12 protein-coding genes and 1 pseudogene are annotated in these 14483 nt (G+C 70.2%); 11 read left to right on the top strand and 2 right to left on the bottom strand.

From position 1 onward, the window contains the following. The first annotated feature begins 265 nt into the window (after positions 1 to 265). The 5 genes from AB0C30_RS30660 (at position 266) to AB0C30_RS30640 (ending at position 5179) form a co-directional block, all read left to right on the top strand. A complete protein-coding gene (locus AB0C30_RS30660; protein ID WP_357951195.1) occupies positions 266 to 673 on the top strand; it encodes a cupin domain-containing protein in 408 nt (135 codons plus the stop codon). 299 nt (positions 674 to 972) lie between these two features. Continuing rightward, positions 973 to 1299 (top strand): carboxymuconolactone decarboxylase family protein, encoded by a 327-nt coding sequence (locus AB0C30_RS30655; protein ID WP_357951193.1) that lies wholly within the window; start codon positions 973 to 975, stop codon positions 1297 to 1299. A 29-nt stretch (positions 1300 to 1328) separates the two neighbouring features. Then, positions 1329 to 2054, top strand: coding sequence for an SDR family NAD(P)-dependent oxidoreductase (locus tag AB0C30_RS30650; protein WP_357951190.1), 726 nt, complete (start codon positions 1329 to 1331; stop codon positions 2052 to 2054). Between the two features lie 368 nt (positions 2055 to 2422). Continuing rightward, a complete protein-coding gene (locus AB0C30_RS30645) occupies positions 2423 to 3469 on the top strand; it encodes a sulfite oxidase (RefSeq protein ID WP_357951187.1) in 1047 nt (348 codons plus the stop codon). A gap of 144 nt (positions 3470 to 3613) precedes the next feature. Next, entirely contained in the window at positions 3614 to 5179 is a 1566-nt protein-coding gene (locus AB0C30_RS30640) for a wax ester/triacylglycerol synthase family O-acyltransferase (protein ID WP_357951185.1), read from the top strand. Here AB0C30_RS30640 and AB0C30_RS30635 read toward each other — a convergent pair. Both AB0C30_RS30635 and AB0C30_RS30630 read right to left on the bottom strand, forming a co-directional pair. After that, positions 5117 to 5662: a helix-turn-helix domain-containing protein gene (locus AB0C30_RS30635; protein ID WP_357951183.1), complete on the bottom strand. Its 546-nt coding sequence runs from the start codon at positions 5660 to 5662 to the stop codon at positions 5117 to 5119. The genes AB0C30_RS30640 and AB0C30_RS30635 overlap by 63 nt on opposite strands. 59 nt (positions 5663 to 5721) lie before the next feature. Beyond that, positions 5722 to 6678, bottom strand: coding sequence for an alpha/beta hydrolase family protein (locus tag AB0C30_RS30630; protein ID WP_357951180.1), 957 nt, complete (start codon positions 6676 to 6678; stop codon positions 5722 to 5724). Between the two features lie 36 nt (positions 6679 to 6714). On the opposite strand from AB0C30_RS30630, the gene AB0C30_RS30625 reads away from it, so the two are divergent. From AB0C30_RS30625 to AB0C30_RS30600, 6 genes and pseudogenes are all read left to right on the top strand, one after another. Further along, on the top strand, positions 6715 to 7659 hold the full coding sequence (locus AB0C30_RS30625) for an aldo/keto reductase (RefSeq protein WP_357951177.1): 945 nt from the start codon (positions 6715 to 6717) through the stop codon (positions 7657 to 7659). 231 nt (positions 7660 to 7890) lie between these two features. Then, positions 7891 to 9252 carry a cytochrome P450 gene (locus tag AB0C30_RS30620; protein ID WP_357951174.1) on the top strand — a complete coding sequence of 454 codons (1362 nt, stop codon included), beginning with the start codon at positions 7891 to 7893 and terminating at the stop codon, positions 9250 to 9252. Continuing rightward, complete coding sequence (locus tag AB0C30_RS30615; protein WP_357951171.1) at positions 9249 to 10238, top strand: terpene synthase family protein; 990 nt, start codon at positions 9249 to 9251, stop codon at positions 10236 to 10238. The genes AB0C30_RS30620 and AB0C30_RS30615 overlap by 4 nt, the downstream gene beginning before the upstream one ends. Then, positions 10235 to 11794 carry a prenyltransferase/squalene oxidase repeat-containing protein gene (locus AB0C30_RS30610; protein ID WP_357951168.1) on the top strand — a complete coding sequence of 520 codons (1560 nt, stop codon included), beginning with the start codon at positions 10235 to 10237 and terminating at the stop codon, positions 11792 to 11794. Before AB0C30_RS30615 ends, AB0C30_RS30610 begins: the two co-directional genes overlap by 4 nt. Before the next feature lie 178 nt (positions 11795 to 11972). Continuing rightward, on the top strand, positions 11973 to 14312 hold the full coding sequence (locus AB0C30_RS30605; protein WP_357951165.1) for a nitrate- and nitrite sensing domain-containing protein: 2340 nt from the start codon (positions 11973 to 11975) through the stop codon (positions 14310 to 14312). Continuing rightward, positions 14309 to 14443 (top strand): annotated as a pseudogene (locus AB0C30_RS30600) (roadblock/LC7 domain-containing protein); the annotation flags it as partial. The gene AB0C30_RS30605 and the pseudogene AB0C30_RS30600, both read left to right, overlap by 4 nt. Positions 14444 to 14483: the final 40 nt, after the last annotated feature.

Raw genomic sequence — 14483 nt, 5'->3', positions numbered from 1 at the left:
CTGAAATCCACGCTAGGAGTCCGCCCGTGAAGGTCGAGATGTCGAGGCCCCATGCCATGCCCAAAACTTGCCGCCGCTCCGTTGACCTCGGCCAACGGGACTCCAACCGAGGGGGTACTGCCAGTACACCTTTCGACAGGACCTGTTTGCCTGGACGTAAAGCCGGTTACCTGAAAGGGCACCGAACTCCTCGCGCAGGTCGACGCCGCCCGGCCTGGCCCACACCTGACACAGCTCACAACCTCGTACGTCTAAGAGAAACACCATGGAATTCGTCAAACAGCAGGCCACCACCAAGGCCCCCGCGGACTGGTTCACCGGCGACGTCTGGTTCGACGTGATCTACGCGGGCCAGGAGCCGTCCCGGATGCGTGCCAACATGGTCCGTTTCTCCCCCGGCGCCCGTACCCACTGGCACTCCCACGTACTGGGCCAAACCCTGCACGTCGTGTCCGGCGTCGCGCTGATCGGCACTCGCGACGGCACCGTCTTCGAAGCCCATCCCGGCCAGACCGTGCGCTGCCCCCCGAACGAGGAGCACTGGCACGGCGCCACCCCCGACCGCTTCATGGAGCACCTGGCCATGTGGGAAGGCGCGGGCGACGGCAGCACCGAAACCACCTGGAACGAACCGGTCACCGACGAGCAGTACAACCGCGCCCGCAGCCACTGACCAGGTAAACCCGTCCTTCTTCCCGCTCCGACAGCAGCAGTGCCGAGGTACACCGGCGATCCCGGTCCCGGAACCCAGACCCGGTTCCGGGTCTGGGTTCCGGTTCCGGGTCTGGGTTCCGGGTCCGGGTCTGGGTTCCGGGTCCCGGATCCGGGTCTGGGCCCGAGTCCCGGATCCGAGTCTCCGTTCCGGGTCCCGGATCCTGGTCTGGGTTCCGGGTCCCGATCTTGGTTCCGGTCTCGGTTCCGCAGCGGCCGCCGCGCCGCAGGGCCGAAGGACGGCCAGCGAAAGGATCTTCGATGACCGAGCAACCCCGGCAGATCGGCGGCGGACGCCGCATGATCGGCGATTTCGCGCCGAAGCTCGCCGAGCTCACCGACGACGTCCTGTTCGAGGACGTGTGGAATCGTACGGAGCTGGCCGCCCGCGACCGCAGCCTGATCACCGTCGCCGCCCTCGTCGCCGGCGGCGACGCCGATCAGCTCCGCTTCCACCTCGGGCGCGCCAAGGAGAACGGCGTCACCGAGACCGAGCTCATCGAGGCGATCACCCACCTCGCCTTCTACGCCGGCTGGCCGAAGGCCATGACCGCGATCACGACCGCGAAGCAGGTCTTCTCAGGTTGAGCCCCGAGACGAAAGCAGGTGGTGAACTCTTGAGCCGGATCCTGGTGACCGGTTCCGCGGACGGTCTTGGGCGTGCCGCGGCGGATGCGTTGTTGTCCGCGGGACACGACGTGGTAGTGCACGCCCGCAACCGGGAGCGTGCGGCCGGCCTCGACGCGCTGGTCGAGCGTGGGGCACACCTCGTGGTGGGCGACTTCACCGAGCGTGATGCCGTCCGGCGCATCGCAGCCGAGCTGAACGAGGCGGAGCCGCTCGACGCGGTCATCCACAACGCCGGCGTGTGGAGCGGACCCGCGGTCATGCCGGTCAACATCATCGCACCGTATCTGCTCACGGCCCTGGTGCGTGGGCCGCGCCGTCTGGTGTACCTGAGCAGCAGCTCGCATTTCGACGGGCGCCCGTCGCTCACCGGAGTCGACTGGCGAGGCCAGAGCGCCGGCTCGTACTCCGACAGCAAGCTGTTCGTCACCACGCTCGCGGCCGCCGTAGCTCGCCTGCGTCCCGGGGTGCCGAGCAACGCCGTGGATCCGGGCTGGGTGCCGACGAGGATGGGCGGACCGAGCGCACCGGACGATCTCGAGCTCGGCCACCAGACACAGGAATGGCTCGCCTCCAGCGACGAACCCGAGGCCCTGACCACCGGCGGCTACTGGTACCACCGCCAGCGGCTGCAGCCGCATCACGCCGTCCACGACGAAGCGTTCCAGGACCGCCTCCTGCAGAGGTTGGCCGAGGAGACCGGCACCGCGCTGTGAAAGGCGACACGAGCTGGGCGACGGAGCTGGGCGACGGAGCTGATCGACAGAGCTGATCGACAGAGCTGATCGACAGAGCTGATCGACGATGTCAGGCTCGACGGCGGCCCCCGCCCAGCGCCGAACCTGGCCCGGTTCATCTTCCTTGTCCCCCGTGCCCGCTTATTCCACGGGATAAGCGGCTTACCGCGAGCAGATGCGCCACGCCGGCCTGCACGGAAACCAGGCGACCTCCCCCGCGACCTCATGACGCCTCCTGCGCGATTCACCATCACCTGGAAAGGTGGTGGCGCCAGCCTGGCACGGACTCCGCCACAGCGATTAAATGGTTTCCCTGTAGGAAATACATGCTGTGGAGGTAGCGGCCCATGGAGCAAGCTCTTGCGACGATCGTCAAACTGCTGCCGGCCCAGCTGTTCACCGTGCACGACGGCAGCGCCGAGATGCGGTGGGAAGCCATGGCCGGGCAGGGATACCACACCCCTATAGACCGATTTTTCGTGCGAAATCATACGTACACGCCCCGCATCGACCCCACGACCTGGCGGCTGCGGCTCCACGGGCCCGGGCTGCGATGTCCGGGCGAGTACGACTACGACCAGCTCCGTGCCATGCCGTCACGCACCGTCGACGTCGCGATCGAGTGCGCCGGGAACGGCCGACGCCTGTACGCGACGCAGCAGCACAACCCGGCCCCGGGCACGCAGTGGGGACTGGGCGCGATCGGGGTGGCGCGGTGGCGCGGGGTGCCGCTCAGTTACCTGCTCCGGCACGCGGGACTGCGGCCCGATGCCCTGGACCTGCTGCCGAGTGGTCTCGACGCGCCGTTCGAGGACTACGGGCACGTACGCCGGCCGCTCCCGGTCGACAAGGCCATGGCCGACGTGCTCGTCGCGTACGAGATGAACGGCCGGCCGCTCCCGCCCGACCACGGATTTCCGGTACGCCTGGTGGTGCCGGGCTGGGTGGGAATAGCGTCGATCAAATGGCTGGGTGATATCGAGGTGGCGACCCGAGAGCTCACTTCCCCGTGGAACACCGTCTTTTACCGCGACGTGACGACCCAGCCGGTGAAGAGCGCTTTCGAGCTGGCGTGGAATGCGCGCCTGGTGGTCGGCCGGCCGCACATCCTGCACGGCAGATCGTGGTCGGGGCGGGGACGGATCGTCCGCGTCGAGGTCAGCGTAGACGGCGGGCTGAGCTGGCGGCGGGCCGTACACCACGGCCCGCACCTGGTCAGCGCCTGGTTGCCGTGGCACATCGGCTGGACGCCCCGGCGGCCGGGGTCGTACGAGCTGATGGCGAGGGCGACCGACGAGACGGGCGAGACGCAGCCGCTGACGACGCCGCACCACCCGTTCGGATATCACTTCGACGCTGTCGTGCGGCACCCCGTTTCCGTTGTCCACGGATAGGGAATTGTCACCGATCGGGGGTGAGCTGCGCATTTACTAAATGATGGCACAGCGCATCCGAATTCATCTGGAAGACTCTCGCGGAAACGTCGCGGCAATCCTCGCATGTGATGGTGGCCAGATTCCGTGAGAAAGGGAGAGCAGATGCGCCAGCTCACCGCACTCGACGCCCAGTTCCTCAACGTCGAATCCGCGACCACCGCCGCCAATGTGGCGGGCCTGGCGATCCTCGACCCCTCCGAGGGCCGTGTCACCCGTGACAATCTCGCGGCCCTGCTGCTGGAGCGGCTGCATCTGTCGCCGGCGCTGAGCCTGCGGCTGGCGGAGGTCCCGTTCGGGCTGGACCGGCCCTACTGGGTGCCCGACACCGAGTTCGACATCGGCAACCACCTGTTCGAGACGACACTGCTCCCGCCCGGCGGCGAGCGGCAGCTGGCCGAGACGGTGGCGGCGATCCACGCCCGGCGGCTCGACCGGGCCCATCCGCTGTGGGAGATGCACCTGATCAACGGGCTGGCCGACGGCCTGGCCGCCGTCTACACCAAGGTGCACCACGCGGCCATCGACGGCGTCTCCGGCGCGGAGACGCTCGCCACCCTGCTCGACCTCTCCCCCGACGCCTGCGACCCGCTGCCGGCCGGCTGCCGGTCAGGCCGCACACCGCACCAGGCGAACCGGCCGGACCAAACACCACACGAGACGGACCAGACGCCGGGCAAGGCGCTGGACCTGGTCCCCGAAGGGCAGGCGCCCGGCCTGGTGGGCATGCTGGCCGCCGCCGCCGTTCAGACCGCGACCCACCCCATGCGCGCCATGCGCTCGGTGGTCAAGGCGGCCGGTGACCTCGACGCGATCCCCCTGGCCTCCGCCCTTCCCGGCTCGCGGCTGATCGCCAGGGCGGCCAGGTTCGTCGTCGGCGACGACACGCGGCGCCCCGAGCTGCCCGGCCTGACCGTCCCGCGCACGCCGTTCAACGGGCCGATCAGCGGGCGGCGCCATCTGTCGTTCGGGTCGGTCTCGCTCAAGGATGTCAAGAGCGTGGCCAAGGCCAACGGGATGAGCGTCAACGACATCGTGATGGCCCTGTGCACGTCGGCGCTGCGGTCGTGGCTGGAGGAGCGGAACGCGCTGCCCGACGAGCCGCTGGTCGTCGCGGTCCCCGTCGCGGTCCGTACGGCCGGCGCCGGGGAGACGGTGGGCAACCAGATCTCCGCCATGATCGCCCCGATGCCCACGAACGTCGCCGACCCGGTGCGACGCCTGCGGGCCGTCGGCGCCACGATGAGCGCGGCCAAACGGCGCTTCGCCCTGGCGCCGCCCACCTGGGTGAACGAGCTGTGCTCGCTGCTGCCCGCGCCCATCACCAGCCTGGCGACTCCGGCGATCTTCCGGCTTGCCTCGGTGACGTTCCCGCCGATCAACCTGATCATCAGCAACGTGCCCGGTCCGCAGTTCCCGCTCTACCTGTGCGGGGGACGGGTCCTGTCGTACTACCCGCTGTCGGTGCTGACCGACATGAGCGGCGGCGTGAACATCACCTGCTTCTCCTACGACGGCATGCTCGACTTCGGCGTGGTGGCCTGCCCCGAGCGGATGGACGACGTGTGGGGGCTGCTCTCCCACTTGGAGACGGCCCTCGACGAGCTGTCAGACGAGCGAGTGGGCGATGAGTTCCGCGACCGCGTCGGGATCGATCTGGTGGCCGGTTAGCTGACACAGGTTCTCCTGGTAGAGCAGTACGGCCGCGAACGTGGCCGCCGCCACCTCCAGCCGGGCCGCGTCGCCCCGAGCGCCCGGTAGCGCCAGCTCCAGCGCGAACCTGGCCCGGCTGATCAGCTCGCCGTTGAGCCGGCCGAGCCGTTCCTTGACCGAGCCGTGCGTGTCGGCCTCACGGAACAGGATGCGGCGCATCGCCGGCGAGGCGCGCAGCGGCAGCCTGCGGGCCAGCCGCGACAGTGTGCCCGCCGGGTCGCCGGGCACCGCGTCGACCTCGTGCCCCTCCTCGACCAGCGTGCGTTCGTCGATGAGCGCCACCAGGACGTCGATCTTGCGCGGGAAGTAGTGGAAGATCAGCCCCTTGGGCACCGCGGCCAGCCGAGCGATGACCGCGGTCGGCGTGGCCTCGTAACCGCCACCGGCGAACAGCTCCTCCGCCGCGTCCAGAATGCGCGTCCGCGCGTCACCGACCTCCACAGCCGCACCCTAGCGTCCCCCTGTAGCCCCTGGTAAGGGCACGGAAGTCGACGACATCCTCACTGGGCGCCGATGGCCCGGCTGAGCATGGGGTAGGCCCGGTGCAGCTCCCGCTGCCAGGACTCGTGGTTGTGCCCGCCGCGATAGAAATGCGTCCGTACGGGCACACCCAGCCGCTCAAGCCGCCCCGCGAACGCCCGTGCGGCCCGGTTGGCGAGGTCCTCGACCAGGTCGCCCGCGCCCGCGGCCACGTACAGCTGAACCCCCTTGAGCTTCCCGGCCTGGTCGTAGGGGTTGTGGGCGCGCCAGACGGAGCGCTGCGCGGCCGGATCCCCCCAGACGCGCTTCCAGTCGGTGCCGAAGCAGCCGATCGTGGTGCCCGCCATGACGGCCTGCGGCACGCCGGGTTCGAGGATGTGCACGGCTCCGCTGAAGGAGGCCGCGGCCTTGAAGTACCCCTTGGCGGCGTACAGCATCGCGCCCTGACCGCCCATCGAGTAGCCCGCGACGGCCCGCTCCCGCCCGGCGCGGTAGCGGGATTCGAGCAGCGGCAGCAACTCCTTGAGGTGGTACGTCGCCCAGCGCGGCGGGCCGCCGTCGCCGCCGTTCCACCAGTCGGAGTAGCTGCCGCACTTGCCGCCGTCGGGCATGACGACCATCAGCCCGGAGTTGCGGGTGAGCGCGTCGACGTCGGTCTTGGCGGTCCACGAGGCGTAGTCGTCGAGGCCGCCGTGCAGCAGCCAGAGCACCGGCCAGTCGCGCCGCGACTCCCATCCCGAGGGCAGCAGCAGCCTGACCTTCGTCGTGCCGGCCAGCGCCGGCGACCTGATCGTCAGCTCCATCCTGCGCTCGTCGAGCCGCTTCTCCTCGACGACCTCGGCCACCTCGCCCGCCCGCGCGCCGCTCGACGGAGCCGGCCGGGAGGCGGGCTCACGACCACGATGGAGCAGTACGGCCACCGCCACCACCACGAGAAGGCCGCCGACGACCAGGCAGCCGCGTAACCGGGGTGCCATCGAAGCCTCCCCTTTCGATGCGCGGATAATAGCCGGATGAGATCTTCTGAGTTGAGATCAATCGCCACCACGGACCTGTCCGTGTTCCCGATATGCCTGGGCACCAACGTCTTCGGCTGGACCGCCGACCGGGCGGCGTCCTTCGAGGTGCTCGACGCGTACATCGAGGGCGGCGGCAACTTCATCGACACGGCCGACGTCTACCCCTACTGGGCCACCGGCGAGTCCACCTCCGAGACGATCATCGGTGAGTGGATGGCGGAGCGCGGCAACCGCGATTCGATCGTGCTGGCCACCAAGGTCGGCATGCTGGAGGGCGTGAAGGGCCTGGCGCCCGCGACCATCCGTACCGCCGTCGAGGACTCACTGCGCCGGCTGCGTACCGACCGGATCGACCTCTATTGGGCGCACGTCGACGACAAGGACACCCCGCTGGCCGACACGCTGGCCACGTTCGGGCAGCTGATCGAGGAGGGCAAGATCCGCCACATCGGCGCCTCCAACTACGGCGCCGAACGGCTGGCCGAGGCGCTGCGGGTGGCCGACGACGAGGGTCTGCCGAGGTATGTCGCGCTGCAGCAGCAGTACAGCCTGATGGAGCGCGACTACGAGGGCGGACTGCGCGACGTCGTGGCCGCGGAGGGGCTGTCCAGCACCCCCTACTCCACGCTGGCCCGCGGCTTCCTGACCGGCAAGTACGCCCCGGGGGTCACGGTCGACAGCCCGCGCGCGGGACAGGCGGCCAAATACCTGGAGACGGAGCACGGGCCGCGGACGATCGAGGCCCTCACCAAGGTGGCCGCCGAGCACGACGTCGAGCCGGCGGCGGTGGCGCTGGCCTGGCTCGCCGCCCAGCCCACGATCACCGCGCCGATCTCCAGCGCCCGCGACGCCAGGCAGCTCCAGCCGCTCCTCACGGCGGCCGCGCTCACGCTGACCGCCGACGAACTACGCCTTCTGGACGAAGCCTCCCGCCCCTGACCACCTCACGACCGCCGGGTCGCTCGACAAGCCTCGGACCGGCCGAACCGGATCGAGCAGCGGGCGACCACGTCGCCGACCGGCCTGACCACGGGGAACCGGCCACAACTCATCGGGAGCTCCCACCTGGCTTCGATCTTGAAACTTCCCTGACGATCATGTGATACTTCACGCGATAGCTTACTTTTGTCAGGAATGTCCGTCATGTGAGACGGGGCGATGGAGGAGCACGTGGCAGCCAGCGCCCCAGGCCTCGCAGCCAGGACCCTGCCCTTCCTCCGCTCATTGGCCAGGCACGCGCGCACCCCCGTCCGCGCCTTCCAGGAGGCGAGCGACCGGGCCCGTGGCGAGCTCGTCCGGCTGAACATGGGCCCGTTCCGCCCCTACCTGGTGACCCACCCCGACCACGTCCAGCATGTACTGCGCCGCAACCAGTCCAACTACCTGCGCGAAGGCATGTTCTGGGACCCGCTCGCCCCGCTCATCGGCAACGGCATCCTGTCCGACGGCCCCACCTGGGCCGACAGCAGGGCAATCCTGCAGCCCCTGTTCACCGCCAAGTACGTCGACTCGCTGGCCGGGCGGATGGCCGGGATCATGACCGAGCTGATCGAGACCGTCATGGCCCCCGGGCGGCCGTTCGACATCGCCGAGAGCGTGTCGGCCATCGTCCACCCGACCATCGTGCGACTGCTGCTCGGCGCCAAGCTCCCCGCGGCGGACGTCGACCGGCTGGCGCCCGCCTACGACACCGGCGTCACCGCCAGGTCCATCCGGCTGCTGCTGCCGTTCGTGCCCCAGGGATTCCCGCTGCCCGGCGACCGGGCGTTCAAGCGGGCCATCAGGACCATCGACGACGTCGTGTATCCGACGATCCGCCACGCGCGGACGCAGGCGCAGGAGGACGGCGACGTCGTCTCGGCGTTGTGCCGGGCCCGCCACGGCGACGTGGGCGCCGACGGCGACCGGCGGATCCGCGACGACCTGGTGGCCATCCACGGGGCCGCCACCGAGACCTCCGCCACCGCGCTGACCTGGGTGTGGCCGGTGCTCGACGCCCATCCGGAGGTGGCGGCGAAGGTGTACGAGGAGGTCGAGCGGGTCGTCGGCGCCGGGCCGGTCACCACGGACCACCTGCCGCGGCTGACGTACCTGCGGATGTTCCTGGATGAGTTGCTGCGGCTCTACCCGCCGGGCTGGATCCTGCCGCGTACGGCCCGCGCGGACGACGTCATCGACGGGATCAGGATCGAGGCGGGCAGCACCGTCGTGCTCAGCCCGTTCCTGACCCATCGGCTGGCGGACTGGTGGGAGCGGCCGCTCGACTTCCTGCCCGAACGGTTCGCGCCCGCGGACCAGGCTCATGGCGGGGGCAGGCGGCACCGCTACGCCTACTTCCCCTTCGCCGCCGGGCCGCACGTCTGCCTGGGACCGCACCTGTTCATGATGGAAGCGCTGCTGCTGGTGGCGGGGGTCCTCAGCAAATACCGGCCGGTGCTGGACGCCGGCGGACCGGTCACTCCCCGGCCGGCCTCCACGCTGCGGCCGGCCACCGGCCTGTCGATGACGCTCGTGCCGGTCGGCCGCCGATGACACACTCCCCCACCGGCGTCCAGACGGGCGCCGGCTTCCGAACGGGCTCCCCAACCGGCTCCACGACCGGCCTTCCGGCTGACCCACCGACCGGTCCACCGACAGGCGCCGAGCTGGGCAGAACGTGCGCGCTGGCCGTGGAGTGCGCCCGTGACCTGTCCCGTCATGCCCGGCGGTACGGCGAGCTCTTCCCGGCCCGGCCGTTCGACGCGGGCTTTTTCCACTCCCTCGGGCTCGTCAGCGCCTTCGGCTCGCCCTGGGCCAGCACCGCCGAGCTCCGGGCGGTCAGCCGGGCGGCGCTGTGGGTGTTCGCCGTCGACCTGCGCATCGACCACATCGCCGAATCACGCGCGGAGGTCACCACCCTGGTCGGCGACTGCCTGGACGTGGCCGGCGGCGCCACGCCCCTGAGCCCGATCACCCGCTTCCTCGCCGACCTCCGCGACGGCCTCCGGTACGGCTTCCCAGACGATCCCGAGGAAGCCGGTCGGCGACGCGACGGATCCCGTGACGGTTTCCAGAACGAACCGGCAGACGCCGCCTGGCGCGACCAACTCGCGCGGATGCTGACCGCGATGGCCAAGGAGTGGGACTGGCGCGCCGCCGGAGCCCGGCCCGGCCTGGAGGAGTACCTGGACAACGCGGCCGGCACCGGCTCGTCCTTCGTCAACCTGTCGCACTGGATCTCCACCGGCGAGCCGCTCGAACCGGCCAGCCGGGCCGGCGAAGAGGTACAGCGCTACCTACGGCTGCTCAACGACCTGGCGACGGCCGACAGGGAGGCCCGCTGGGGCGACGCGAACGCGCTCACGCTGGGCATCAGACCTGCCGACGTGAGCGAGCGCATGGCCGGGATCGCCGCCCGGGCCGCCGAACTGATCCGGCCACTGCGGGCGACCGGCCCGCGCGCCGCGTACTACCTGGAGCGGCAGCTGACCTTCAACACCGGCTTCTACGGCATGTCTGATTACTGGGGTGAGCTGTGAACTACGCCCGCGAAGCCGACGAGCTGGTCGCCACGCTGATGGCCAGACCGTGGGGGCAGATCTCCGCGTCGATCTACGAGACAGGACGCCTGGTCACGCTGGCCCCCTGGCTCACCGGCCACCGGGAGCGGATCGACTACCTGCTGGCCACGCAGCGGGCCGACGGCTCGTGGGGGGCACCCGACGGCTACGGCCTCGTTCCCACCCTGAGCGCCACGGAAGCGCTGTTCAGCGCACAGGCCGAACGCCCGGAAAACGGTTCACGACGCGAGACCCCGCCGAGCGGGGAACACCTCGGCCAGGCCGCGCGCAAGGGGCTCGACGCGCTGCGCGGCTGGCTGTCGCGCCCCGTCGAGGTGCCGGACATGCCGGCCGTGGAGCTGATCGTCCCGTTCCTGATCACTCTCATCAACGCCCATCACCCCGCCGAACCACTGCCGTTGCCGTCGGGGATGGACTACTCGCGCGTCGAGCGCATCAGGCAGGCGGTCGCGTCGGGCGCGGAGTTGCCGCAGAAGCTGCTGCACGCACTGGAGGTGGCCGGTCCGGACGCGGGCGGCGCCCGCGCGGTGCGGCCGACGGCGATCGGCACGATCGGCGCCTCGCCCGCCGCCACCGCCGCCTGGCTCGGCAGCGTCCTGCGGCACGCCCCCGACCGGCCGGGTGGCGCGCTCCTGGACGCCACCCAGGCCCGATCCCACCTGGAGGCCGTGGCGACTCGCTACGGTGGCCCGGTCCCGGTGGGGCTGCCCATCACGGTCTTCGAGCGCGGCTGGGTGCTGAGCTATCTGGCCAGGGCGGGCGTCCCGGTCGAGGTGCCGCCGGAGATGGTGGCCGACCTCAGGGCGGCGATGGGCCCCTCGGGCACGCCCGCCGGTCCGGGGCTGCCGGCCGACGCCGACACGACGTCGGTGGCGCTGCACGCGCTGGCCCGGCTCGGCATGCCGTACGACCCGGAGATCCTGATGGCGTTCGACACGGGAGCGCATTTCTGCACCTGGCCGGGCGAGGACGGTTTCTCCATCAGCGTCAACGCGCACGTGCTCGACGCGTTCGGGGCGTACACGACGGCCCGGCCCGAGCGGGCGGGCTCCTATCGGCCGGTCATGGCACGCCTGGGCGCGCTACTGGCCGAGCGTCAGCAGCCCGACGGGAGCTGGGACGACCGCTGGCACGCCTCCCCTTATTACGCCACGGTGAGCTGTGTGCTGGCCCTGAGCGAGTATGGCGGGCAAGACCGGGCCCGGCCGGTGGCCAGGGCGCGTGACTGGCTGCTGGCCACCCAGCGGAGCGACGGCTCGTGGGGCCGCTGGGAAGGCACGATCGAGGAGACCGCCTACGCCGTCCAGGCGCTCCTGCTTCCCGGTTCGGCCAGGAACATCGGCTACGAGCAAGCCGCCTCTCGAGGGCACGCCTACCTGCTCCACGCGAACAACGGGCCAGACTATCCGCCTCTATGGCATGACAAGGACCTTTACAGTCCTTTCGCCGTGGTAAGAGCTGCCGTCCTGGCCGCACTCCATCTGGGCAGCAAAGTGAATTTGATAGGACAATAAGGGCATAACAGTATTTCCACTGATTGCGTCGGCTTGAGTACACTTTGCGGCGTTGCTAAGGTATGCCGCGTGCTCGGGCATTCAAGAAGCTCATCAATGCTCTGACTCCGGGCTTTACGCAATAATTCCTGCAGGATGGCTTCATATGCGCTTCCGTAGCTCTAGCGTGCGGACAAAAGTGACCGCCCTACTGGTGTCGCTGGTCGCACTGTGGGGGTTCGCCGCCTGGGTGACGCTGCGCGAAGGTGTGAACCTGATCGGTGCCACCACTGTCGACAGCGGAGCGGTGCAGCCGGCCGAACGGTTATTGGCCGAGCTGCAACGCGAGCGACGCCTCACGTTGGTCTCCCTCGGCTCCGGCACACGGATGCCCGACCGGGCCGTACGCGAGCAGCGCTCGAAGACCACGGCCGCTCGCGCCGAGTTCATCGAGTCGGCCACCAGTTCCAGCGTCGAACTGGCCGCCGACGCCTTGCTGACCCAGCGTCTGAACGAGGCGTACCGCAGCCTGGCCGACCTGGAGAACGTCAGGAAGGCGATCGACGGCGGCCGGCCGGATCGCCGCGCGGCGGCCGCCTCCTACAACGACATCATCGACGCCCTCTACCGCATGTTCGACGGTGTGGCCTCGCTCGACGACAAGGAGATCGCCAAGGATGCCCGCACGGTCCTGCTGGTGAGCCGGTCGAGCGAGTACCTGGCCCGCGAGGACTCGCTCGTCGCCGGGGCCCTGGCCAGAGGCGCCTTCACCGCCACCGAACACACCGACTTCGTGCAGATCGCCGGCGTCTCCCGTTTCAACCTGGAACAGGCCGCCCGCCAGCTCCCCACCGAGGACAAGGCCGAATACGACGCGTGGCTCAAGTCCAAGTCCACCACGCAGCTGCGCGCGCTGGAACAGCGGCTCATCCAGCAGGTCGACACGGGCCTGCCGCCGCCCGTGACCGGCGCCGAGTGGCGGGCCGCGGCTGAACCGGCCCGCGCTGGCCTGGAGAGGGTCATCGCCGACGGCGGCGACCGGCTGGTGGCCAGGGCCATTCCCGGCGCCATCGGGGTTCTGCTCCGGCTGCTCCTGGCGGGCGGACTCGGCCTGGTCGCCGTCGTGGCCTCCATCGTCCTGTCCATCACCACCACGAGGCAACTGCTGGCGCAGCTCAAGAAGCTGCGTGACGCCGCGCACGAGCTGTCCGACGAGCGGCTGCCCCGTCTGGTGGAGCGGATCGGGCACGGCGAGGAGGTGGACCTGGCGCGCGAGGCCCCGTCGCTGGACTTCGGTGACGACGAGATCGGGCAGGTCGGCCAGGCGTTCAACACCGTGCAGCGCACAGCGGTCAGCGTCGCCGCCGAGCAGGCCGAGCTGCGGCGCAGCATCCGCGACATCCTGCTCAGCCTGGCCCGCAGGACCCAGGGCCTGGTGCACCGGCAGCTGACCGTGCTCGACGTGATGGAGCGGCGTGAGACGGACCCCGAGGAGCTGAAGGAGCTCTTCCGGCTGGACCACCTGGCCATCCGGATGCGGCGCAACGCCGAGAACCTCATCGTGCTGTCCGGCTCCTCCCCAGCCCGTGTCTGGCGCCGTTCGGTGCCGATGGTCGACGTCGTACGCGGCGCGCTGGCCGAGGTGGAGGACTACACCCGGGTGACGCTCATGCCGATGGGCGACGTCGTGCTGCTGGGCCGCGCGGTGGGTGACGTCATCCACCTGCTGGCCGAGCTGATCGAGAACGCGGCCTCCTTCTCCCCGCCCTACACCACCGTCGAGGTCCGCGGGCAGCTGGTGGCCAACGGCTACGTGGTCGAGATCGAGGACCGTGGGCTCGGCATGAAGCCGGAGGACCTGGAGTCCGCCAACGAGCGCATCGCGGACCCGCCGGAGTTCCGCATCACCGGCACCGCGCGCCTGGGATTGTTCGTGGTCAGCCGCCTGGCCGGGCGCCACGGGATCCAGGTCGTGCTCAAGTCCTCACCGTACGGGGGGACCACGGTCGTGGTCCTGATCCCCCAGGAGCTCGTCCAGCTGGGAGAGGCGCCGGAGGAGGGCGATGAGCCGGCGCGGCTGCCCCGCAGGAAGGCGGTCACGACGGCGGCGCGGACGGCCGCTCCGGAGAACGTGCGCCGGCTGACGGTGGCTCCGCCCCGTGACCCCGCCGAACCGGAGCCCGCACGGGAGCGCGTCCGTCCGGGGTCTGAACGGGAACGCGTCCGCCCGGAGTCCGAACAGGAGCGCGTCCGTCCGGAGCCGAGGCGCGCGCGACCGGAGCCCGCACAGGATCAGCCCCCCGCCGAGTTCACCCCGTCCGGCCTGCCCTTGCGGGTGCCACAGGCCAGCCTTGCCCCAGCCCTGCGTGACGAGGCGCCCGCCACGCGACCGAACCCCGAGGAGGACGATGACGAACGCTCGCCAGAAGAGATCCGCGCGATGATGGGATCTCTGCAGTCGGGCACCAGGCTGGGCAGGACCGAAGCGGCCAAAATCATGGACGGGCTCGAAGGAGAGCAACCGGGAGGCGAGACGTGACACCTGGTTCCGGCACGGATCTGAACTGGCTGCTCGATGATCTGATCGGCCGGGTCAAGGAGGCCGAGCACGCCATCGTCCTGTCTTCCGACGGGCTGCTGATGGCGTCGTGCGCGGGGGTGGCGCGGCCCCCCGGGTGGGAAGATTAATGGGGGGGCGCCGGGGGGGAGA

Source organism: Nonomuraea sp. NPDC048901 (assembly GCF_040649695.1).
Taxonomy (GTDB): Bacteria; Actinomycetota; Actinomycetes; order Streptosporangiales; family Streptosporangiaceae; genus Nonomuraea.
The sequence above is the reverse complement of the archived record's forward strand: the minus strand, read 5'-3'. Positions and strand labels throughout refer to the sequence as shown.

What these genes read in the sequence shown, in the direction of transcription:
- AB0C30_RS30660 (WP_357951195.1), top strand. Translation starts at nt 266, where the DNA reads ATGGAATTCGTCAAACAGCAGGCCACCACCAAGGCCCCCGCGGACTGG.
- AB0C30_RS30655 (WP_357951193.1), top strand. Translation starts at nt 973, where the DNA reads ATGACCGAGCAACCCCGGCAGATCGGCGGCGGACGCCGCATGATCGGC.
- AB0C30_RS30645 (WP_357951187.1), top strand. Translation starts at nt 2,423, where the DNA reads ATGGAGCAAGCTCTTGCGACGATCGTCAAACTGCTGCCGGCCCAGCTG.
- AB0C30_RS30640 (WP_357951185.1), top strand. Translation starts at nt 3,614, where the DNA reads ATGCGCCAGCTCACCGCACTCGACGCCCAGTTCCTCAACGTCGAATCC.
- AB0C30_RS30630 (WP_357951180.1), bottom strand. Translation starts at nt 6,678, where the DNA reads ATGGCACCCCGGTTACGCGGCTGCCTGGTCGTCGGCGGCCTTCTCGTG.
- AB0C30_RS30625 (WP_357951177.1), top strand. Translation starts at nt 6,715, where the DNA reads ATGAGATCTTCTGAGTTGAGATCAATCGCCACCACGGACCTGTCCGTG.
- AB0C30_RS30615 (WP_357951171.1), top strand. Translation starts at nt 9,249, where the DNA reads ATGACACACTCCCCCACCGGCGTCCAGACGGGCGCCGGCTTCCGAACG.